The organism is Leuconostoc sp. JNUCC 76 (genome assembly GCF_053667755.1).
Map to the genome: position 1 here is coordinate 1,270,496 of NZ_CM132206.1, position 20,918 is coordinate 1,291,413.

22 protein-coding genes are annotated in these 20,918 nt (G+C 38.8%); 2 read left to right on the forward strand and 20 right to left on the reverse strand.

All coding sequences use genetic code 11. The features are described 5' to 3' along the window. Positions 1 to 24 precede the first annotated feature (24 nt). The 17 genes from JNUCC76_RS06410 to JNUCC76_RS06490 all read right to left on the reverse strand — a co-directional run bounded on the left by JNUCC76_RS06410 (position 25) and on the right by JNUCC76_RS06490 (position 17,710). Positions 25 to 1,647 (reverse strand): ABC-F family ATP-binding cassette domain-containing protein, encoded by a 1,623-nt coding sequence (locus tag JNUCC76_RS06410; RefSeq protein ID WP_211636419.1) that lies wholly within the window; start codon positions 1,645 to 1,647, stop codon positions 25 to 27. 162 nt (positions 1,648 to 1,809) lie between these two features. Next, positions 1,810 to 2,247, reverse strand: coding sequence for a hypothetical protein (locus tag JNUCC76_RS06415; RefSeq protein WP_454153547.1), 438 nt, complete (start codon positions 2,245 to 2,247; stop codon positions 1,810 to 1,812). 48 nt (positions 2,248 to 2,295) lie between these two features. Beyond that, complete coding sequence (locus JNUCC76_RS06420; RefSeq protein ID WP_454153549.1) at positions 2,296 to 3,033, reverse strand: RsmE family RNA methyltransferase; 738 nt, start codon at positions 3,031 to 3,033, stop codon at positions 2,296 to 2,298. Further along, a complete protein-coding gene (gene prmA / locus JNUCC76_RS06425) occupies positions 3,033 to 3,923 on the reverse strand; it encodes a 50S ribosomal protein L11 methyltransferase (protein ID WP_454153551.1) in 891 nt (296 codons plus the stop codon). The genes JNUCC76_RS06420 and prmA overlap by 1 nt, the downstream gene beginning before the upstream one ends. Continuing rightward, positions 3,910 to 4,980, reverse strand: coding sequence for a zinc-binding alcohol dehydrogenase family protein (locus tag JNUCC76_RS06430; protein ID WP_454153553.1), 1,071 nt, complete (start codon positions 4,978 to 4,980; stop codon positions 3,910 to 3,912). Before JNUCC76_RS06430 ends, prmA begins: the two co-directional genes overlap by 14 nt. Beyond that, on the reverse strand, positions 4,977 to 5,768 hold the full coding sequence (locus JNUCC76_RS06435; protein ID WP_454153555.1) for a GTP-binding protein: 792 nt from the start codon (positions 5,766 to 5,768) through the stop codon (positions 4,977 to 4,979). Before JNUCC76_RS06435 ends, JNUCC76_RS06430 begins: the two co-directional genes overlap by 4 nt. Beyond that, complete coding sequence (lepA, locus tag JNUCC76_RS06440; RefSeq protein ID WP_454153557.1) at positions 5,752 to 7,605, reverse strand: translation elongation factor 4; 1,854 nt, start codon at positions 7,603 to 7,605, stop codon at positions 5,752 to 5,754. Before lepA ends, JNUCC76_RS06435 begins: the two co-directional genes overlap by 17 nt. Positions 7,606 to 7,732: 127 nt before the next feature. Next, positions 7,733 to 8,785 (reverse strand): Gfo/Idh/MocA family oxidoreductase, encoded by a 1,053-nt coding sequence (locus tag JNUCC76_RS06445; protein ID WP_454153559.1) that lies wholly within the window; start codon positions 8,783 to 8,785, stop codon positions 7,733 to 7,735. A gap of 43 nt (positions 8,786 to 8,828) precedes the next feature. Further along, positions 8,829 to 10,886 (reverse strand): glycine--tRNA ligase subunit beta, encoded by a 2,058-nt coding sequence (gene glyS, locus JNUCC76_RS06450; RefSeq protein WP_454153561.1) that lies wholly within the window; start codon positions 10,884 to 10,886, stop codon positions 8,829 to 8,831. A gap of 37 nt (positions 10,887 to 10,923) precedes the next feature. Beyond that, positions 10,924 to 11,865 (reverse strand): glycine--tRNA ligase subunit alpha, encoded by a 942-nt coding sequence (glyQ, locus tag JNUCC76_RS06455; protein ID WP_454153563.1) that lies wholly within the window; start codon positions 11,863 to 11,865, stop codon positions 10,924 to 10,926. Between the two features lie 276 nt (positions 11,866 to 12,141). Then, positions 12,142 to 13,263, reverse strand: a complete 1,122-nt coding sequence (locus JNUCC76_RS06460) for a DUF805 domain-containing protein (RefSeq protein ID WP_454153565.1) — start codon at positions 13,261 to 13,263, stop codon at positions 12,142 to 12,144. Between the two features lie 82 nt (positions 13,264 to 13,345). Beyond that, positions 13,346 to 13,891 carry a ribosome recycling factor gene (gene frr, locus JNUCC76_RS06465; RefSeq protein WP_454153567.1) on the reverse strand — a complete coding sequence of 182 codons (546 nt, stop codon included), beginning with the start codon at positions 13,889 to 13,891 and terminating at the stop codon, positions 13,346 to 13,348. Next, positions 13,888 to 14,616 (reverse strand): UMP kinase, encoded by a 729-nt coding sequence (gene pyrH / locus JNUCC76_RS06470; RefSeq protein ID WP_260355732.1) that lies wholly within the window; start codon positions 14,614 to 14,616, stop codon positions 13,888 to 13,890. The genes frr and pyrH overlap by 4 nt, the downstream gene beginning before the upstream one ends. A 146-nt stretch (positions 14,617 to 14,762) precedes the next feature. After that, the gene (gene tsf, locus JNUCC76_RS06475) at positions 14,763 to 15,638 is read right to left on the reverse strand and encodes a translation elongation factor Ts (protein ID WP_036091182.1); all 876 of its coding nucleotides are present in this window, start codon (positions 15,636 to 15,638) and stop codon (positions 14,763 to 14,765) included. A 117-nt stretch (positions 15,639 to 15,755) separates the two neighbouring features. After that, positions 15,756 to 16,532, reverse strand: a complete 777-nt coding sequence (gene rpsB, locus JNUCC76_RS06480) for a 30S ribosomal protein S2 (protein ID WP_002814693.1) — start codon at positions 16,530 to 16,532, stop codon at positions 15,756 to 15,758. Positions 16,533 to 16,676: 144 nt separating this feature from the next. Then, a complete protein-coding gene (locus JNUCC76_RS06485) occupies positions 16,677 to 16,949 on the reverse strand; it encodes a GIY-YIG nuclease family protein (protein WP_454153571.1) in 273 nt (90 codons plus the stop codon). Continuing rightward, positions 16,946 to 17,710: a tRNA1(Val) (adenine(37)-N6)-methyltransferase gene (locus JNUCC76_RS06490; RefSeq protein WP_454153573.1), complete on the reverse strand. Its 765-nt coding sequence runs from the start codon at positions 17,708 to 17,710 to the stop codon at positions 16,946 to 16,948. The genes JNUCC76_RS06485 and JNUCC76_RS06490 overlap by 4 nt, the downstream gene beginning before the upstream one ends. A 59-nt stretch (positions 17,711 to 17,769) precedes the next feature. Here JNUCC76_RS06490 and JNUCC76_RS06495 point away from each other — a divergent pair, with 59 nt between their 5' ends. Next, positions 17,770 to 18,408, forward strand: coding sequence for a lysophospholipid acyltransferase family protein (locus JNUCC76_RS06495; RefSeq protein WP_454153575.1), 639 nt, complete (start codon positions 17,770 to 17,772; stop codon positions 18,406 to 18,408). A gap of 10 nt (positions 18,409 to 18,418) precedes the next feature. Here JNUCC76_RS06495 and JNUCC76_RS06500 read toward each other — a convergent pair whose 3' ends face one another. Continuing rightward, a complete protein-coding gene (locus tag JNUCC76_RS06500; RefSeq protein ID WP_454153577.1) occupies positions 18,419 to 18,655 on the reverse strand; it encodes a YneF family protein in 237 nt (78 codons plus the stop codon). A 248-nt stretch (positions 18,656 to 18,903) separates the two neighbouring features. Here JNUCC76_RS06500 and lexA point away from each other — a divergent pair, with 248 nt between their 5' ends. Further along, entirely contained in the window at positions 18,904 to 19,542 is a 639-nt protein-coding gene (gene lexA, locus JNUCC76_RS06505; RefSeq protein WP_454153579.1) for a transcriptional repressor LexA, read from the forward strand. A 39-nt stretch (positions 19,543 to 19,581) separates the two neighbouring features. Here the strand turns inward: lexA and pyrE are convergent, their stop codons facing one another. Beyond that, complete coding sequence (gene pyrE, locus JNUCC76_RS06510; RefSeq protein WP_454153581.1) at positions 19,582 to 20,214, reverse strand: orotate phosphoribosyltransferase; 633 nt, start codon at positions 20,212 to 20,214, stop codon at positions 19,582 to 19,584. Then, a complete protein-coding gene (gene pyrF / locus JNUCC76_RS06515) occupies positions 20,215 to 20,910 on the reverse strand; it encodes an orotidine-5'-phosphate decarboxylase (RefSeq protein ID WP_454153583.1) in 696 nt (231 codons plus the stop codon). Between the last annotated feature and the right edge of the window lie 8 nt (positions 20,911 to 20,918).

Below are 20,918 nucleotides of genomic sequence, written 5' to 3' on the forward strand. Positions count from 1 at the left end.
CTCAGTTATTGTATTACTTATCTATTAGTAAAGTTCGTTTACTTTATCCTGAATACTATCATTATTAATGAATTCATCATACGTCGTATCAACACGATCAACAACACCCTTTGGTGACACTTCAACAATATGATTTGCCGTAGTTGCTAAGAATTCATGGTCATGCGAGGTCATAATGATTGAACCCTTGAATGCAATTACCGCATCGTTAAGTGACTGAATTGACTCCAAATCCAAATGATTTGTTGGGTCGTCCATCAATAGCACATTAGCCTTGAGCAACATCATCTTCGCCAAAACAATGCGGACTTTTTCGCCACCGGATAACACATTAATTTGTTTCAAGGAATCATCACCACGAAATAGCATTTGCCCTAGCATGCCACGTAAACTCGTATTATCTTTTTGCTCTTCTTCCGCAAAATCACGTAACCAATCCAAAATAGTTACATCTTGATTATCGAAGTTATCATTTAAATCTTTAGCAATATATGATTGTGATGTTGTAACACCCCAAGAAACCGTGCCCTCATCTGGTGCCATTGTACCTGCTATAATTTGCATCAACGTAGTTGTTGCTAAATCAGAACGTGATAAAATAGCAATTTTATCGTTTGGTCGACCAATAAACGAAATATTATCTAATACTTTTTCGCCGTCAATTGTTTTTGAAACGTTTTCAACGCGAACCATATCATTCCCGAGCTCACGATTAATGGGAAAATTGATGAATGGGTATTTTCTTGATGACGGTTTAATATCATCTAAAGTAATTTTATCTAATTGCTTTTTTCGAGCTGTAGCCTGCTTTGATTTTGAAGCATTAGCTGAAAACCGAGCTACGAAATCTTGCAACTGTTTAATTTGTTCTTCCTTCTTAGCATTTTGTTGAGAAGCTAAGCGTTGGGCCAATTCAGACGATTCACGCCAAAAATCATAGTTTCCAACAAAGGGTGTAATTTTTCCAAAATCAACATCCAGAATATTGGTTGAAACAGCGTTCAAAAAATGACGATCGTGGGAAACAACAATCACTAGGTTTGGAAAATCAGCAAGAAAGTCTTCTAGCCAATTAATCGTCTGTACATCCAATCCGTTGGTTGGCTCGTCTAAAATCAAAATATCTGGATTACCAAACAAAGCTTGCGCAAGCAGAACTTTCACTTTATCATTTTCAGTTAGCTCACCCATCAAGGTATCGTAAACACTATCGCTAATACCCAGCTTGCTCAACAATTGACCAGCTTCAACTTCAGCATTCCAACCATCTAGCTCTTCAAATTCCGCACCCAAATCAGCAACACGCACACCATCTTCATCGTTAAAATCCGGCTTAGCATAGATAGCGTCCATCTCAGTTTTAACTTCGTACAGTCGCTTATGACCTTGGATCACTGTATCTAAAACCGTAAATTTATCAAATGCAAAGTGATCCTGCTGCAATGATGACATTCTCTCGCTATCACCGATTGAAATGGTTCCTTCAGTTGGTTGTAGTTCTCCTTGCAATAACTTCAAAAAGGTAGACTTACCGGCGCCATTAGCGCCAATAATGCCATAAGTATTACCGGGTGTTAATTTCAAGTTAACATCTTGATAAATTTTAGGCCCTGAAAAACTAAAACTCATATCTGAAACTGTAATCAATGTAAAATCCTCCAATTAAGTTATGTTAAATAGTATCCCAGAGTTCATTATTATCTGTATGCTTTAAGCAATAACTATTAAACACATATGTAAAATATCCTATACCAGTGTAACAGAAAAAGTGCGAAATATCGCACTTTTTCTAGTTATTCATAATACTAATTATACTTTCAAGTTTCCATCAACTGAAACTTGTCCATCATTATTTGTCTCACTTTTTAAATCACGAAATCCGTTTTCAACTGGAATTTGATTTTCATCCGGATCATCACGTGTATCTCCGAAAAAGGTAAATAAACTTAGTACAATGTACATTAGTCCAAAATAAAATCCATACTGATGAGACACCAAATGAAGTAATAATGTTGAAATCCCAGAGAACACTGCAGGCAAGGCAAATAAAATCAGAGGTGATAGTCCACGCTTGCGCACACTATACCCAAGGTATAAAGTATAAACACCATTAATGATTAGATAAAACCAAATAACTTTATGTAAACCACTCACACTGAGTAACTTACCAATAACTGGTAGTACCAAACCAAGCATAAACGCTGCAAGCCACTGATACCCGTAGTATTTTTTGAATATCTTCAGCATTATCTCACCACCTATAGTTATCTCATTTATTTATTATATTATATCGAATTAATTTAGTTCACGCAACACGCTAATCGCTGACATTGCATAGAGTGGCGCTGTTTCAGCTCTCAATATTCGAGGCCCCAATCCAGCTAATTCAAAATTCTGCAATCGTAATTCCTCAATCTCATTTTCTGTTAAACCACCTTCAGGACCAAATACACAGACTAATTTTTTTCCAGATGGGACAGCAGAAACAGCCGCTATCAGTGCAGCACTTTCTCCATCACGAGCTGATTCTTCCCAAGCAACAAGTCCAGTATTTTTAGGCATTTTGATAGTATCTTGCCACGTGGTAAAAATAATTTCTGGAACAACCAACCGATGTGCTTGCTCTGCTGCAGCTTGCGCTATTTTATTAAATCTTTTAAGTTTCTTTTCTTGTTGCTTCCGCCAATCAGCAACTGTTCGCTTCATTGAGGTGAATACGATTGTTTTGACGCCAAGCTCTGTTGCTTTTTGGATAAACCAGTCAGAGCGATCATTCTTTAGGGGAGACACGACGAGCGTTACATCTATTGGTAACTCAACATTTGAATAATATCGATCAATCACTTTGATATTAATCACCTCGGAATCAATTAAAGTAACTTCTCCAAGACAGATTTCCAAATTATTACTAACAAATTCAGCTTTTGACCCCACTCGAGCTCTCAAAACCTTGCCAAAGTGCTTAAAAATGTCATTGTTAGCTGTTAAGCGAATCGTGTCATTAATTGGTTCGTTTAGAAAATAGCGTTGCATTATTTAGAATCCTTTTTTGCAATGAATGCATGCCAGTCACCCATTGTTGTATGTTGAAAAATTTTATATCCCGCTTGTTGTAGTTGTTGTTCAATCGACACTGAAATGGCGTCATAGATTCCAGAAACCAAGAAATAGCCACCAGGCTTCAGGCGTGACCACGTCTGTGGAATAAGGCGTTCAATAACGTCAGCTAGAATATTAGCAACGATCAAGTCTACAGATTTATCAATAGCAATTGACTCCAGTAAGTCACTAGTTACCACTGTAACATCATTGGCCACTGGGTTTAACGCTAAATTTTCTTTAGCAACATTCACTGCCATCTCGTCAATGTCTGTTGCTAAAATGTCTGCTACACCTAGTTGTTTTGCAGCAACGGATAGTACTCCTGAGCCCGTACCGACGTCTATCATGCTTTCTCCACCACGAACGACAGTTTCTAGCGCTTGGATCATTAACCGTGTTGTTTCATGAACTCCTGTTCCAAAAGCTAACTTAGGATCCATCATAATTGGATATTCATCTTCTTGAGCTGCTACAAATTTTTCCCATGAAGGTACAACAGTAATGTGTCTTGTTATGCGGGTGGCATGATAATATTGTTTCCAGTTGTTTTCCCAATCTGATTGTGCAATGCCATTTAATGTAATAGTTGCAGGTGATGCATCAACCCCAAGCGTCACTAAGTTGTGCAACTGTTCTTTTATCCGACTAACAGTTTTAGGTAGATATGCATCATCTTCAAAGTAAGCTGTCACTGTTATTGGTGAAATATCATCAACAATCTGCACCCCCTCAGCACCGGTTGACATTAATATATCAGCAATTGGTTCAATACCATCATTGTTCGTTGCAACGGTGAGTGCTTGCCATTTATTGTTCGTCATACTTCACCACTACTTTTCCAATCATGCGCCCAGCTTCAACTTCTTTAGTAGCAGCACGAATATTTTCTACAGATAGCCCGTGATAAGTCTTTGACAGTGTCGTCTTGATTTTATTCTCATCAAGTAAACGTGCTACCTGATTAAGTGCATTCCCTTGAGACTGCATATTAACACCATAGTTTCCCTTAGCAAACATGAACACCCAGCTAAACTGTGCGCCAATGTTCTTCAAAGGCCCCATATCAATTGGCTCCATCGTTTCAACAATTGATGCAATTCGTCCAAATGGCTTAATAACGGCTGTTGCAAGTGGCCAATAATAATCCGTATTTTGTAAAATCGCAATATTATCAACTTTATCGTGTTGAATTTTTCTCATCTGCTCGTTCAAATCCTGATGGTAGTCTAAGATATAATCAGCGCCAAGTGACTTAACCCAAGTAACAGACTCGGCGCGAGATGCTGTAGTGATAACTGTCATCCCGATGTACTTTGCTAATTGAATTAATACGGATCCAACACCACCAGCACCATTCACAATTAAAATTGTGTGACCCAAGGCACTGTTTTCCTCAAGATCATAACACAATGCTTCATGTAAGATTTCGTAAGCTGTAATTGATGTTAACGGCATAGCCGCAATTTCTTCATCACTTAATGCGGTAGGGGCATGGCCAACCAATGCTTCGTGGACAACTTGAAGCTCAGCGTTAGAACCAGGTTTCAATTGTACTCCAGCATAGTAAACTTTATCACCAACACTGAAATGTTGAACATTTTGACCAACTTCTACAACCACACCGACTGCATCAAAACCCAAAATACGAAAAACACCATCATGAGCATAATTGGCTCTCATTTTTGTATCCACCGGATTAACAGAGCTGGCCAAAACTTTAACTAGCAATTCATCTTTATCCGGTTGTGGTCGGGGAATAACTTTTTCAACAAAAGCATCCGGTTGATCAATTGATAGCGGCCGTTCAAATCCAATGGCACGCATTTTATGACTTTGGCCAAATGGCCAAATGTTTTTTATTTTATCTAATAAATTCATTCTGATAACCCACTATTTAAAATATTATTCAGCGTTTGTTTTGATACTTGATAAACTGGTTTAAAGTTTTCATGAGTATACAACATTGTTATTGTCATATTTCTTGTTGCTGCGGTTGGCATGTCGTCCTTCAAAACGCTTTGCCAATTTTCAGCGATCATAGCATACTCAACTAAGCGCAACTGTTCAGCGGATAATTTGCTTGCCTCATTAGATTTTTTTTGTAATTGTTTTTCAACATAACTTTGAACCTTTTTCTGGCCGGCAGGCAAATCAATAGGTGTTACTTGATATTGAACCTTTGCGTTATGGTATCGATCATACCTTATTTTTGTGATTTTATAGTTACGATCGCGTTGTAAGGTCGTTACATATCGTTGCGATAAATCGCTTATGACTTGTTTCTTTTGATACTTATGGCCATCAAAAGTAACCGAGTTTGCCACTTTGGCGCTGCTCTTCCACGCTTTGCCAACGCTAGTAGCAATTTCTTTTTGCCACGCTGTATTGGTTAAATGTACAACCTGTTTGGTACGTTTGTCATCAGAATGGCCTGTCAAGCCAAATTGTAACGCAATCGCTGCATCTTTTTGAAGAGTTTTCACACGAGTGTCCTGCGAGATACCATCAAAATTAAAAACAACTCTGGCAACTGTCAGACTAACCACTAACAGCATAACCACTACTGAACAAACTGTTAGGATTTTAACTATACGATTTGTTGGTTTTGGCTGTTCGGATAAATTGCGTGCTAATCTAGAACGCTTTGTGTTAGTTTCCTCGGGCATATTGGGCATCGTCCTCCGTTTTAAGCACAGCCATGAAAGCTTCTTGCGGTACCTCGACTGAACCTACAGACTTCATACGTGCCTTACCCCTTTTCTGCTTGTCAAGCAACTTCGCACGACGATCAGGATCACCTGTATGAATTTTAGCCGTAACATCCTTCCGATAAGCTTTAATGTTTGTACGAGCTAATATTTTAGCGCCAATAGCTGCTTGCACTGGAATTTCAAAGTTTTGACGTGGAATGATCTCTTTTAGTTTAGAAGTAATAATCCGTCCTCGTTCTACAGCAAAGTCACGATGAACAATGAAACTCAAGGCATCGACCTTCTCGCTATTTAACAGAATATCTATTTTGACCAAGTCTGATTGTCTGTAGGATGATAACTCATAATCAAGTGAAGCGTAACCACGCGTGCTAGATTTTAGTTTATCAAAGAAATTGAAAATAATTTCGGACAAAGGCATGTAATACTTGACATTGACACGCGTGTCATCCAAATATTCCATTGTGTCAAATTCACCACGCTTGCGTTGCGCAAGTTCCATAACAGCACCAACGTAATCATTAGGCACCATAATTTGGGCATGCACATAAGGCTCCTCAATGTATTTCACCTTGGACGTGTCTGGCATTTCTGATGGGTTTTCAATCTCAATAGTTTCTTCATCATTAGTTACCACTCGATAAGTAACAGATGGAGCAGTTGTCACCAAGTCCAAATCAAACTCGCGCTCTAGCCGCTCCTGAATGACATCCATGTGTAGCAAACCCAAAAAACCAACTCGATATCCAAAGCCTAGTGCTTGTGAAGTTTCTGGTTCAAATGTTAGCGCAGCGTCATTGAGCTGTAGTTTTTCCAACGCTTCCCGCAAATCCGTATACTTAGCATTGTCTGAAGGGTATAGACCAGAATAAACCATGGGCGTCATCGGTTGATATCCGGATAATGGTTCACTGGCCGGATTATTTACTAGGGTAATTGTATCACCAGAATGTGTCGTGTGAATATCCTTAATAGCTGCTGTTAAGTAACCAACATCCCCTGCCATCAAGTAATCCCGTTTTTGAGCATTTGGAGACATCACACCAACTTCCGTGACCTCATATTCCGCACCCGTGTTCATCATACGAACCTTGTCACCAGGCTTTACAATGCCTTCTCGTACTCGCATGTTAACAACCACACCACGATAAGCATCGTAAGCTGAATCAAAAATCAAAGCACGTAGTGGCGCATCAATATCACCCTGCGGTGCAGGTAAATCGGTAACAATTTTTTCCAGCAGTTCTGGAATACCAATACCTTGTTTAGCTGACGCTAACACTGCCTGTGAAGCATCAATGCCAATAACATCCTCAATTTCCGTACGAACCTTTTCGGCATCTGCTGCCGGTAAATCAATTTTGTTAATTACAGGTAGAATTTCCAAGTCATTATCTAAGGCCAAATAAACGTTAGCTAACGTTTGTGCTTCAACGCCTTGAGAAGCATCAACAACAAGTATAGCCCCTTCAGCAGCTGCCAATGCCCGTGACACTTCATAAGAGAAATCAACGTGCCCTGGTGTGTCAATCAGATGAAAAATGTAGGTTTCACCATCTTTAGCGTCGTAATGAACTTCGACCGCATTTAGTTTAATCGTAATTCCACGTTCACGTTCTAAATCCATCGTATCCAGTAACTGATTCTGCATGTCCCGTTCAGCAACAGTATGTGTCTGTTCCAAGATACGATCAGCTATTGTTGACTTTCCATGGTCAATGTGTGCAACAATTGAAAAATTACGTATGTGTTTTTGTCGTTCTTTAAGTTCATTCAAATTTAATTCTGTCATATTTGGCATTTTTTCTTTCAGTTTTCTATCTATTTAATTTTACCATAAAGCCTCACATTACTTTTCGAAAATGATACCGCTATTTTAGCAAAATAAAAAAGCAAGGCCATTGCCAAGCTTTCAACTTTCATGAAAATTTAACGACGTGTGGTCCTTTTTCTTTCAACCCTGCAGACAGTATCTTCATCACAGTAATCATGTTTTCGTCGGAAACAAGTTTTGCAGTACCTTTGACCAGCGTGTTATAAACAGAATCATAGACTCTGCCATAGTCACCCTGAATACTAGGTATGTATTTATCAATACGATCACCACTCTGATTGTAGTATACCAAGTGCCCATAGTTTTGTGGTGTGTCAACGCCAAAACGTGCGTCTCCTGGCATAATACCAGTTTTAAGGTCATTTTCCTGCTCATCAACCTCATACTTAATAAATGTACCTTGTGTTCCACGCAATTGCCATTTTGGATATTGGATTGTTGCTAATTCTGTGGTCTGGATTGTTGCTTTAAAAGCTTGTGGATAAAAAAGGTTAACTTCAATTTGGTCGTCTACAGGACTATTCAGTAATCGAGTAGAACGTATATCGTAAGCTGCTGAATTTGGTGCGCCAAAAAGACTCACAATTTGATCTACCAAGTGAACACCATGCCCGAATAGCGATCCGTCGATTTCCTTACCATTCAATTGTCCGTCATTAGGCCGATAATGGTCCATATGAACCTCAAGATCAACTAAACGACCGAGGTACCCATTTTGAATAACTTGTTGAACTGTCAAAAAGTCACTATCAAATCGTCTACTTTGAAATGGCATCAAAAATAACTTTTTATCATAAGCAATATTGACCAGATCACGAGCCTCAATATCACTAGCAGCCATTGGCTTGTCAACCATAACATTTTTTCCAGCCAGTAGTAGTCGTTTTGTCACCTGATAATGGCTAACTGAAGGCGTTACAACAACCACTAGATCGACGGTTTCATCTCCAATAATGTCATCAATATCTGTTGAAAATACAGTGCCAGTAGCTTCTAACTCAGATTGCTCTGCTGGTCTTTTCCCAAGTGTAGGTGTTACTACACGGCTCACGTGAAACTTATCTTGCCGTAACTTTAAATAAGGTAAATGATAACGATTTGTGCTTTTTCCAAAACCAACGTAAGCAATATTCAACATAATGACCTCCTACTTTCTAGTGACGACCTATTATTTAATCATTTTACTTAATAACAATTTGTTCTAAATCACCCAATTCACTAATTAAGCGATGAATTACATTCAGTTGTGCATAACGATTGTTTTTAACAGCTGCATTCTCGGCGTTAACCATTGTAGCTTCAAAATAAGTTGAAATAGGAGATTGCAATCCAGCTAATGCTGAATAAACCTCGTCAGCACCTTCTTTTACTAAGTGGCTCAAGTTCAGTGCATACGTTGCCTGGTACAATTCTTTTTCAGCATCATTTTCAAATAAAGATGGATCCACGCTGTCATTAGTTAGCTGCTTAACTGCCAAGCGATCGACACGTGTCAACGCTTCAATCACATCACGGAAATTATCATCTTTACTATGAGTAGAAAGTACATTAATACGATTCATGAGGTAAACAACGTCAGTATTTCCTGAGCGACTAACGCCTGCAGATACCAAATCTTGGCGAATACCATCATCCAATGTTAACTTACGCACGCGATCTAAGATAAACTCCAGTACAGCTGTGATATCAGCCGCAGCAACTTTTCCTTGTGATTGAGCAAACTGAGTTAATATCGGTTTCAAAGCAACATGCCAATTTTTCCCCTGTAATGTTCTTACAATACCTGTTGCTGCGCGACGTAGTCCATAAGGATCATTTGAACCGCTTGGTGTTAAGTCAGCTGCAAAGAAAGTTACAATAGCATCTAGTTTATCGGCAACTGCTAGTACAGCACCAATATCTGATTCAGCAATTTTTCCTGTTGCTGAAGTCGGCATATAGTGCTCTTTAATTGCTGCAGCCACAGCAGGATTCTCACCAAATAATTTAGCATAGTGTTCACCCATAATACCTTGCAATTCGTCAAACTCACCAACCATACCGGTCATTAAGTCGAATTTATAGATTTCTGCTGCACGGCTCACGTTAGACAATTGTTGCTCATCAAAATTCAGTGATTGCGCTAATGTATATGCCAAAATGCCAGTTCGCTGCATATGTTCATAAACAGTACCAATTTTTTCGTGGAAAACCAGTTTTTTGACCTTTTCCATGTAGTCAGCAATTGTTTTAGTTTGGTCTTCTTTGTAAAAGAATTCTGCATCTTCAAGACGAGCAACCAGAACTTTTTCATTACCAGCAATAACATTATCCAAATGCTCTTGGTTCCCATTACGTACTGATAAGAAATGTGGCAACAATTCCCCGTCATGATTAGTAACAAAGAAGAAACGTTGATGTTCGCGCATTGATGTGATTAATACTTCATCAGGAATTTCCAAATATTTTTTATCAAAAGTACCAGCAAATGCCGTTGGCCATTCGACAATATTATTAACTTCTTCCAGCAAGTCCTGTGCTGCATCAGTGTCTAATTCTAATGACCAATTGTTTTGTTTAGCAATTGCCGTCAGTTGAGAACGGATTGCATTTTTTCGTGCCTCAGCGTCAACTATAACACTTGCTGATTCGAGTGTACTTACATAATCGTCAGCAGAAAAAATTTCAACATGTTCATTTGACAAAAAGCGGTGTCCTCTTGTAACACGACCAGTCTGAACATCTAATACATGAAAATCAACTACTTCCTTACCAAACAAGGCGACAAGCCAGCGAATTGGTCGCACATACAAGAAAGCATTATTTGCCCACTTCATGTACGTTGAGAACTTCATCTCTGAAACCACCTCGTCACCAATTTTGACCAAGATATCCTTGGCAGGAACGCCTTCAGTATGCTTTGTTAACCACACATAGCCATCTCTTGTTTCAAAGTCATCTGGTGTTGCGCCTTGACCGCGTGCAAATCCCATTGCTGCCTTAGTCCACTCACCATTGGCATCTTTTGCTCTTTCAATTGACGGACCACGCTTTTCTTCACTCAAACTTTCTGATTTTTCCGCTACATCGGTTAATTCAACAGCCAATCGACGTGGAGTTGAATAAGGCTTGATGGCACTAACAGTCAAGCGGTGCTCAGCTAAAAAGTTTCTTGTTCTTTCAATTAATTGATTTTCTGAACTTGTGACCAAATGTGCTGGCACTTCTTCAAGACCAATTTCTAATAAAAATGTTGACATGAGTTATTCTCCAATATTGATTTTATCTCTGTTACTATCAGGCATTTTCTTGGGTGTACTTACCGTTTTTACCAAGATACTTATCACGTAAGGTCTGATCTTTTAGCAAAGGAAAACCAAGCTTAGCACGTTCTTCAATAAATACTTTCGATACTTTGCGAGCCATTGTACGAATACGATGTAAATAACCAGCACGTTCTGTGACCGAAACTGTTCCACGTGCATCTAATAGATTAAATGTATGCGATGATTTCAAAATATAGTCATAAGCCGGATGTACCAATCCCAAGTCCAACAAACGAGTTGCTTCTGCTTCAAATTCTTCAAAGTGACGCAACAACATATCTTGATTAGATTCTTCAAAAGCGTATTTTGAATGCTCGTATTCTGGTTCTTTGAAAATATCACCGTACAACACACCATTACCCCATTCAAGATCGTAAACCGTTGGCACATCTTGAATATATGATGCTAGTCGTTCTAAACCATAAGTCACTTCTGCCGTCACAGAATCTACTTCAATTCCACCAACTTGCTGGAAATAAGTAAACTGTGTTACTTCCATACCATCTAGCCAAACTTCCCAACCAATTCCTGCAGCACCCATGGAAGGATTTTCCCAGTTATCTTCAACGAAACGTATATCATGTTCTAATGCTTTAATACCCAAAGCTTCTAAAGATCCTAGATAAAGTTCTTGAATGTTTTCAGGGGAAGGCTTCATCACTACTTGAAACTGATGATGTTGAAATAAGCGGTTTGGATTATCGCCATATCGGCCATCAGCTGGACGACGAGAAGGTTGAACGTAAGCGGCGTTCCAAGGTTCAGGACCATTAGCACGTAAAAATGTATATGGCGACTGTGTTCCAGCCCCAACTTCATTGTCATATGCTTGCATTAAGTTTGCACCTTGTTTAGCCCAGTATTGTTGTAGAGTCAAGATGATATCTTGTAATGATAGTTTTTCGTTTGTCATAATCGTTCTTCCTTAAAAATTTATCGACAGTTCAGCACAGATGATGTCGATATTTTGTTATATTTACCAGCATCAAAAAACCGCGTGTAAGCTCATCCAATGCCAAAATAATTGACATCAGGACGCTTACGCGCGGTTCCACCTGACTTCCGAGTTATAAAACCCGACACTCGATTGTTTGTCCATTCCACCAACGCCACTTGGCTTCATCACGTACAAAACTCAATAATGATATTATGCACCCTCCACGACAAATCGTCAAGTAAAATTTCTACATTAACCTACTCGAAAACTTTCTGACAATGTTTTAACAATCAAATTAAGCAATGCTCTTGATGGCGCAATTAAGTACACAACTCGAATGTGACCATCCGGCATATGCCACTCTAAATAAGTTATTGCTTTAATACTGTCAGAGGTAGTATCTTGGTAAGTACCATCAATTCGAGAGGCTTGTACATTGTCAATTTGATCTAATGAAAGATAACTTTCTCCCGTAATTTTTTTAAAACTAAAACTAGCAAAATCAACACCAAATCCCTGACCTTGAGTGCTGGTTAAAATCATTATGTTTTGTTGTGATTGCAACCACTGCAAAGAAGATGCATCTTGTTCCCAAGTCCCATGAACCTTAAAGAAACCAAACTCTGCGTCTCCTATTGTATCTTCTGTTAATCCTTTGTATGCTGTCGTCTCAGAATCGTCTGGAAGTTCAGTAACTTCTTTTTCAGGTATCGAAGATGCTGAGCTGGCGTCTGGTAGGTTATCATCTGTCTCTCGGGCTGAGGCTGACGAGCTCATAGAGCGATTTTTAGTAGAATAACTTGAAGAAGACACAGATGTACCTCGATTTTCATCAACCCGACGCTGTTCCTGAATATACTTTTGTGCAGCAGCTCTAAATTCATGTGTGACATGCTTTAAAGCGGTAGCCTGAAAACAAGTCGTTAAAATAATTACAACGCTAATTACAGCTGCGTAAAATGATTTTTGCTTTTTACTTAAAAGCGGCGTCCAATAAGCAGAACGCCTTGAAACCAAGTAAATAATCCAACCGAAGTATATTAAAAATGCAATTGGTGTCAAAATAACTAAACGAAAACTGACTAAAATGCCGAAACTCACTCCTAAAAGGGACGGGCTCATCAGTACAAACATAATTGTCTGTACTGGAAATCCTGTATCCCGTAATCGTCTAATAAATAAGGATAAGTTTGGAATAGTTATTAAGATACTGAATGTCCCCGATAACTTGGTCGCTAACGCCCATGAATTAAAAAAGTTAATTGATACAAATAAAATAGATGCAAAAATAAATGTATTCACGATTTGAACCCACCAAAAGTCCAATCGATACGCACCACTATGAAAATCAAATGCTTCCCGCCAATATCTCAAATATCTCCTCAGCACATCCCTCTCCTAAATAAAAAGACTTGGATTTATCCAAGTCAAGCATAATCACAATATCTTACGAAAATCAAATTGTCAATAATTCTTTTTCTTTTTCAGCCGCTATGCCATCAATTGCTTTGATGTTTTCATCAGTCAACTTTTGTGTTTGATCTTCTGCCTTGCGGGCATCATCTTCAGGCATTTCTTTATCTTTTTTAATATCATCCATAATATCACGACGAACATTACGAACTGAAACTTTAGCTTTTTCAGCTTCAGCTTTCACTTCTTTAGCAAGTTCTTTACGACGTTCTTCTGTCATTTGTGGAATCGCCAAACGCACAATATTTCCGTCAGAAGCAGGATTCAAACCAAGATCAGACACGTTAATTGCATGTACAATCGCTTCTATGGCACTTTTATCAAACGGCGTAATTAGCAAAATTCGTGCTTCAGGTACTGAAATTGAAGCCACTTGGTTCAATGGTGTCATTGCACCATAATATTCAACTTCCACACGATTCAAAATATTAGGGTTTGCGCGTCCTGTTCGGATACTAGCCAATTCACGTTGAAGTGCTTCTTGTGCACCTTTCATCCGTTCCTTTGCATTTGTCAAATCAAAAGTCATTGTTTTTCTCCCGTTACTGTTGTTCCAATTTCTTCACCAAGTACAACTCGCTTCAAGTTACCAGGTGTATTGAGGTTAAAGACCACCAAAGGCATATTGTTATCCATAGAAAGCGAACTAGCTGTGGAATCCATTACTTTCAAACCTTTTTTCAAGATATCAAGATGAGTTAATTCGGTAAACTTAACTGCATTAGCATTTTTATTGGGATCTGAATCATAAATACCATCTACACCATTCTTCCCCATTAAAATTGCGTCAGCATTAATTTCGTTAGCACGCAAGGCTGCTGTTGTATCCGTTGAGAAATAAGGTGAGCCTGTTCCTGCTGCAAAAATGACAATACGTCCCTTTTCTAAATGACGGATTGCACGACCACGTATATAAGGCTCAGCGATTTGCTGCATTGTAATGGCTGTCTGAACTCGTGTTTGGACTCCAGCACGTTCCAACGCATCTTGTAAAACAAGCGCATTCATCGTTGTACCCAACATTCCAGTGTAATCTGCTCGAGAACGTTCCATCCCAATTTTTGATGCTGGTTCTCCACGCCATAAATTACCACCACCAACAACAATCGCAATTTGCGTACCCAAGTCATGGACATCTTTCAGCTCTTCGGCAATCGCAGAAACTGTCTCAAGATCAATGCCTTGGCCTTTCTCTCCAGCTAGTGCTTCGCCAGAGAGTTTCATCAAAACGCGTTTATACTTAATATCAGTCATGTTTAACCTCTTTTATTTGCTTATACAAGTATATCAAAAAATACTAAAAATTTCCGAAAAAAAGTGCACTATTTATAATAGTACACTTTTTAACTAATTAGCTTTATTGATAAAACAATCAACGGCAATTAGTAATTTTTAAATAATTAACCAAGTTGCTTAGCAACTTCTTCAGCTAAATCAGTGACTTGCTTTTCAATGCCATCACCAACTTGGTAACGAACAAATGACTTAACTGATCCATTTTGTGAAGCAATGAATTGTGCAACTGTTTGGTCGCCGTTTTTAACAAATGGTTGATCCAACAAAGAAATTTCAGCCAAGAACTTTTTGATACGTCCTTCGACCATGCGTTCCTTAATGTTATCAGGCTTACCATTCAAGTCTTCAGAAGCTAATTGCACTTCCTTTTCCTTAGCAATAACATCAGCAGGTACTTGATCATCAGATACAAATTGTGGTGCAATAGCAGCAACATGCATTGCGATATCCTTGGCAGCTTCTTCTGAAGCACCATCAACAACAACCAAAGCTGAAATTGAGCCTGCCAAGTGAGAATATGAACCAAAGTTTTCTGAATCTGACTTTTCTACTACTGAGAAACGACGCAAAGTAATCTTTTCACCAGTAATTTGAGTTGTTCCGATAATTTTGTCGTTCAAAGTTTGACCTTCTTGAACTTCAAGTGCCAAAGCAGCTTCAACGTCAGCAGGTGCAAATTCAACGATTGTGTTGGCAACTGCATTAAGCAATTCGTTAAATTCAGCATTACCAGCCACGAAGTCAGTTTCTGAGTTTAATTCAATGATCGCAGCGCGGTTACCCTTAACGGCAACAGCTGTCATGCCTTCGGCAGCGACACGATCACCCTTTTTTGCAGCCTTTGCCATACCTTTTTCACGCAATAAATCAATTGCCTTGTCTAGGTCGCCATCAGCTTCAACCAATGCTTTTTTAGCATCCATCATTCCAACAGATGTCTTGTCACGTAGTTCCTTTACCTGTGCAGCAGTAATTGCCATTATAGTGCTCCTCTAAAATAGTTTAATGTGTTTGTGTGTTTTTATTATAACATATTAAAATACCATTCCGCGTCCCGAACAGGTCCGCTAGGAACGGTATTTATAGAATAAAATTAATTAGTTATTGCCTTCTTCAACGATGTTAGCAATTTCTTCGATTGATTCAGTGTTTTCGTCACCTTCAACGAATGCATCTTCAGGTGCTGAATCTTGGCCTTGACGACCTTCAATAACAGCATCGGCAATCTTTGATGTGATCAAACGCACAGCACGAATAGCATCATCGTTAGCAGGAATCTTAACATCGACTACATCTGGATTAGCATTTGTATCGATCATAGCTACAACTGGGATATTCAACATGTTTGCTTCCTTGACGGCAATTTCTTCCTTCTTGGGATCAACAACAAACAATACATCTGGCAAGCCAGGCATATCTTGAATACCACCTAAGAACTTTTCCAACTTTTCACGTTGCTTGTTCAACAAAACAACTTCTTTTTTAGGTAGTTGCTCAAATGTGCCGTCTTCGGCCATTGTTTGCAAATCCTTCAAACGTTGGATGCGTGTCTTAATAGTGTTCCAGTTTGTCAATGTACCACCCAACCAACGATGGTTGATGTAGTATTGACCAGCACGTGTTGCTTCTTCAGCAATCGCATCAGAAGCTTGCTTCTTCGTACCAACGAATAATACGTTAGCTCCATCAGTAGAAGCGTTACGAATAAAGTTATAAGCTTCATCAACTAACTTAACTGTCTTTTGTAAGTCGATGATGTGAATACCATTACGTTCTGTAAAGATATATTCATCCATCTTTGGGTCCCAACGACGTGTTTGGTGACCGAAGTGTACTCCTGCTTCGAGGAGCTCTTTCATTGAAATAACTGCCATGTTATGGCCTCCTAGGTTTTTCCGCCGACAAATTCGTTGTTCACGCTGACATTTCTGCACCTACGTGTTCTCATTTATCGTGTGTATTTGCTGCTTTCACAACATATTTCATTTTACATTATTTTTGGTTCCTTGACAAGCATATTACCAAATTTTGACCACGTGATGTGCCAATAAGTACTGTTCCTTGTTAATTCGTGTTAATTTCTTAAAATTTGCCTCTGCTTTTAACGCTTCGCTCTTTGTCTGGAATTCTTCATAATAAATCAGCTTTAATGGATGTCGCGCTTTTACCCGAGTAAACTTAGCCCCTTTACCGGACTCATGTGTCGCTAAACGACGTTGTACGTTATCCGTGAATCCACCATAAAAATAACCATCTGCTGTATATAGCACATAAAAATAATAATACTTCATTCATGCCACGCTTTACCATAGAGGATGTCGTGAACCTCTGAGGTATAGTCATTGTTATCAGTATAGGCGATGAGGGGCGGCATAATGCGCACGCCACCTGGTCGGCCAGATTTAATGGCTTCTATTAAAACCATATTGGCTTCGCGGTTCGCCTTTCCATAAACAAATTGGACTCTTTTAATCATGAGCTTTCGTGCAGCAAATGCTGCGAATATATCTGCTAGTCTTTCCGGCCGGTGTACCATATAGACCTTGCCATTATTTTTCAGGAGTTTATTGGTAATTTGAGCCAACTCAGGTAGGTTAATCATCAACTCGTGGCGCGCAATTTCATAATGTTTATCAACATTAGTCTTAGTAGTTTCATTTAATGGGAAATAAGGTGGATTAGTCAGAACAGTTTCAACAGATCCAGGTTGAATTTCATTAAATATATCTTTCATGTCAGCTTGAATGACTGAAACACGTTCATGTAAATTGTTCAGCTCAATGCTACGTTGTGCCATTTCAGCTAGTTCTGGTTGTATCTCGACTAACTTGATTTCCCCAGACACTTTTGGGGCGTAAAAAAGGCCAACTGCGCCAGTACCTGATCCCAAATCTACAGATAGCCCTTTACCTTTTCCCTTTACATCAGCAAAATGTGCTAATAAGATTGCATCTAAGGAATAGGAAAACATGTCTGGATTCTGGATAATATTAATGTTTTGTGATGGAAGGCCATCGATACGTTCATTTGCTTTAAGAACTGGTTGTGTCATTTGCGTTTCTCTCTGTTTATCTGTAAAATTGAAATGATTAATTTATGAGGTAAATAAATATGAAATTCTATGATTTTTTACGCGGCATTGCTGTTGCTTTAATATGGGCAGTTACTGGCCGCATTAAATACATGAATCGCGACAGAATACCCCAAAACGATAACTATGTGCTAGTTGGCCCACACCGCACTTGGTGGGATCCAGTATGGTATGCCGTGGCGGCCTACCCAAAACACTTTATTTTCATGGCAAAAATTGAGTTATTTAAATTCAAGCCACTTGCATGGTTAATTAAATCAGCCGGCGCATTCCCAGTTGATCGTGAAAATGTTGGCCCAAGCGTCATCAAAATTCCTGTACGCGAATTAAAAGATGGCAATCGCTCTTTAATAATGTTTCCTTCTGGTTCTAGACACAGTGATGATTTAAAATCAGGTTCCATTTTAATTGCACGAATGGCTGGAAAAACTATCGTACCAGCTGTCTATCAAGGCCCTGTTAAGTTCAGCCATCTTTTTAAACGTAATAATACCACAGTTAATTTCGGAGAACCAATTGTTATTGATAGAAAAGATCGTTTAAATAAAGAAAACATCGCCAAGTATACTGAGATGATGCAAACAGCTTTTGATGAACTCGATGTCGAAGTTGATCCTTCTTGGAAATATATAGATCCTAAACGTTTAGAAAAAAAATAAGCCACTCGGCTTATTTTTTTTGTGAGTTGGCACTTTGTTGCTTCATTTGAGCCATCATTTGGTTCAATTTCTTTTGAGATGGTTTTTGTCCCATTGACATCATCATTGATTTCATCATTTCTTCTGAAATAGGTGGGTTTTTTGCAAGATAATTCTTCATTGAATTACGTGCCAAGAAAAAGCCACCGACCAAACCAATAACTAAAGTTAACACTGCAATCAAAATTGCTAGCCATGTGCTAATCATGCATATTCTCCTTACTAAAATGTCTGATAGTTATTATAGCACAGCCAGCAAAGGCGTGCTATAATAACTTGCAGAGTTAACGTTTTCAATATGAACCGTTTTGTTCGTTACAAAAATAAATAACACAAATTTTTATTATTTATTTAATATTAGGTTGAATTTTGACAAAAATAACGAACAAACGTTTGATTTGTTCGTGTTTTTCCGTTATACTAATGATAGTAAATTTAACAAGTAGGAAACCCATCATGGCAATTACACAAGAAAGCAAACAAATTCAAGTGCTTCGATTTATTCATGAAGCACAATCAGAAAATGGTTACCCACCAACTGTCCGAGAAATTGGTGAAGCTGTTGGATTATCTTCTTCTTCAACTATTCACGGTCACATCGAACGTCTGGTAAAAAAAGGTTATCTTTTAAAAGATGCTTCTAAACCAAGAGCTCGCGCGATTGAAGTAACCGATATTGGTTTAGAGATGCTTGGCATTTCAACAACACCCGGAAAAATTCCGGTACTTGGAATGGTTACAGCGGGCACACCAATTTTGGCAGTGGAAGAAGAAGCAACCGAATTTTTCCCTATTCCAGATAATTTAATGCAATTTGATGGTGATTTATTCATGCTTAATGTCCATGGTGATTCAATGATTAACATTGGCATCCTAGATGGGGACAAAGTTATCGTACGTAAGCAAGAGAATGCTGATAATGGTGATGTTGTTGTCGCTATGAATGATAGCAATGAAGCGACAGTTAAGCGGTTTTTCCGTGAAGCCGATCATTATCGCTTACAACCTGAAAATAACAGCATGGCACCAATTATCTTGCAAAAAGTCTCTATTTTAGGAAAAGTTATCGGACTATATCGCGACGCTATTTATTAAAAACCAAGTAAAAAGGCTCATCTCTGATGAGCCTTTTTATTATGCTTGCCAAGAATTTGGATTTTTCTTCCAGTTTTGTAAGGTTTCCACTTGTGATTTATCGAGATCTCCACGCTTTACAGCTGTTTCAATGAGTTGTGAGTATGTTGTTAGTGAGTTAAATGTTAGTCCTGCTTCATCAAAGTTTTTTTGACCAGCTGGCAATTCATAAGAGAATATAGAAACAACGCCAAGTACACTTGCTCCCTCATTACGTACCGCATTTACTGCAGCCAACACAGACCCCCCTGTTGATATCAAATCATCAATCAGAACGACTTTACGATTTTTTACCAAGGCGCCTTCTGTTTGACGACCTGCCCCGTGATCTTTAGGTTTTGAACGTACATAGATCATTGGCTTATTTAATTCTTCAGCTACCCAAGCTGAATGAGGAATACCTGCAGTAGCCACGCCACCAATAATTTCAACGTCACCATACTCTTTTTTTATTAATTCAGACAACCCCTTATAAATATTTTGACGTACCGAAGGGAAACCAATGGTCATCCGATTATCTGTATAGATTGGACTCTTTATACCCGATGCCCACGTGAAAGGTTCTTCTGGTGAAAATTTTACGGCACCAATTTCAAGTAAATCATTAGCTACTTGTTGTTTATAGTCTGTCATTTATTTTCTCCATTCATTGACAACACGTTGATATGCAGCTACTGGGTTAGTTGATTGTGTAATTGATCGACCAACAACTAATCCAGTTGAATTCAACTTCTTGGCTTCCGCTGGCGTAGTCACACGCACTTGATCTCCAGCTGCGTCACCAGCTAAACGAATACCAGGTGTAATACGTAAAAATCGGTCATTCGTGTGTGACTTGATTAAACTAGCCTCCAAAGGTGAACTAATTGTCCCGTCTATGCCCGCCGAGTAAGCAAGCTTAGCCAAATGTGCAACACTTTCTTCAATAGTTGCTGTGGTTAATTGTATCTCTTGTACCTCAGCTTCAGAAAAAGAAGTTAGCTGCGTCACTGCAAGTAATTTTAATGCGTCACTCTTATTGGCAACAGCTGCTTCCAACATTCTTTTCCCTCCAGCTGCATGCAAAGTTAAATATTGTACATCTAGTTTTGATATATTAGCGACTGCACGACCAACAGTATTTGGAATATCGTAAAGTTTTAAATCTAAGAAAATCGTATAGCCCAATGCACGTAGTTCTGTGATGAACTCTGGTCCCGTACGATAAAAAAGCTCCATACCGATTTTCAATGCTGGCTGTTCCACTAGATCTGAAAAAGGCTCCAAAAATTTGCAAGTAGTGGTTGCATCGGGAAAGTCCAAAGCAATAAAGACTGGCTGTTCTGTCATTATGATCC

What these genes read in the sequence shown, in the direction of transcription:
- lexA (WP_454153579.1), top strand. Translation starts at nt 18,904, where the DNA reads ATGGCAATTACACAAGAAAGCAAACAAATTCAAGTGCTTCGATTTATT.
- pyrF (WP_454153583.1), bottom strand. Translation starts at nt 20,910, where the DNA reads ATGACAGAACAGCCAGTCTTTATTGCTTTGGACTTTCCCGATGCAACC.
- JNUCC76_RS06490 (WP_454153573.1), bottom strand. Translation starts at nt 17,710, where the DNA reads ATGACACAACCAGTTCTTAAAGCAAATGAACGTATCGATGGCCTTCCA.
- glyQ (WP_454153563.1), bottom strand. Translation starts at nt 11,865, where the DNA reads ATGACAAACGAAAAACTATCATTACAAGATATCATCTTGACTCTACAA.
- JNUCC76_RS06430 (WP_454153553.1), bottom strand. Translation starts at nt 4,980, where the DNA reads ATGAATTTATTAGATAAAATAAAAAACATTTGGCCATTTGGCCAAAGT.
- tsf (WP_036091182.1), bottom strand. Translation starts at nt 15,638, where the DNA reads ATGGCAATTACTGCTGCACAGGTAAAGGAACTACGTGACAAGACATCT.
- pyrE (WP_454153581.1), bottom strand. Translation starts at nt 20,214, where the DNA reads ATGACAGACTATAAACAACAAGTAGCTAATGATTTACTTGAAATTGGT.
- pyrH (WP_260355732.1), bottom strand. Translation starts at nt 14,616, where the DNA reads ATGACTGATATTAAGTATAAACGCGTTTTGATGAAACTCTCTGGCGAA.
- frr (WP_454153567.1), bottom strand. Translation starts at nt 13,891, where the DNA reads ATGACTTTTGATTTGACAAATGCAAAGGAACGGATGAAAGGTGCACAA.
- glyS (WP_454153561.1), bottom strand. Translation starts at nt 10,886, where the DNA reads ATGTCAACATTTTTATTAGAAATTGGTCTTGAAGAAGTGCCAGCACAT.
- JNUCC76_RS06420 (WP_454153549.1), bottom strand. Translation starts at nt 3,033, where the DNA reads ATGCAACGCTATTTTCTAAACGAACCAATTAATGACACGATTCGCTTA.
- rpsB (WP_002814693.1), bottom strand. Translation starts at nt 16,532, where the DNA reads ATGGCAGTTATTTCAATGAAAGAGCTCCTCGAAGCAGGAGTACACTTC.
- lepA (WP_454153557.1), bottom strand. Translation starts at nt 7,605, where the DNA reads ATGACAGAATTAAATTTGAATGAACTTAAAGAACGACAAAAACACATA.
- JNUCC76_RS06445 (WP_454153559.1), bottom strand. Translation starts at nt 8,785, where the DNA reads ATGTTGAATATTGCTTACGTTGGTTTTGGAAAAAGCACAAATCGTTAT.
- JNUCC76_RS06435 (WP_454153555.1), bottom strand. Translation starts at nt 5,768, where the DNA reads ATGCCCGAGGAAACTAACACAAAGCGTTCTAGATTAGCACGCAATTTA.
- JNUCC76_RS06485 (WP_454153571.1), bottom strand. Translation starts at nt 16,949, where the DNA reads ATGAAGTATTATTATTTTTATGTGCTATATACAGCAGATGGTTATTTT.
- prmA (WP_454153551.1), bottom strand. Translation starts at nt 3,923, where the DNA reads ATGACGAACAATAAATGGCAAGCACTCACCGTTGCAACGAACAATGAT.
- JNUCC76_RS06495 (WP_454153575.1), top strand. Translation starts at nt 17,770, where the DNA reads ATGAAATTCTATGATTTTTTACGCGGCATTGCTGTTGCTTTAATATGG.
- JNUCC76_RS06415 (WP_454153547.1), bottom strand. Translation starts at nt 2,247, where the DNA reads ATGCTGAAGATATTCAAAAAATACTACGGGTATCAGTGGCTTGCAGCG.
- JNUCC76_RS06500 (WP_454153577.1), bottom strand. Translation starts at nt 18,655, where the DNA reads ATGATTAGCACATGGCTAGCAATTTTGATTGCAGTGTTAACTTTAGTT.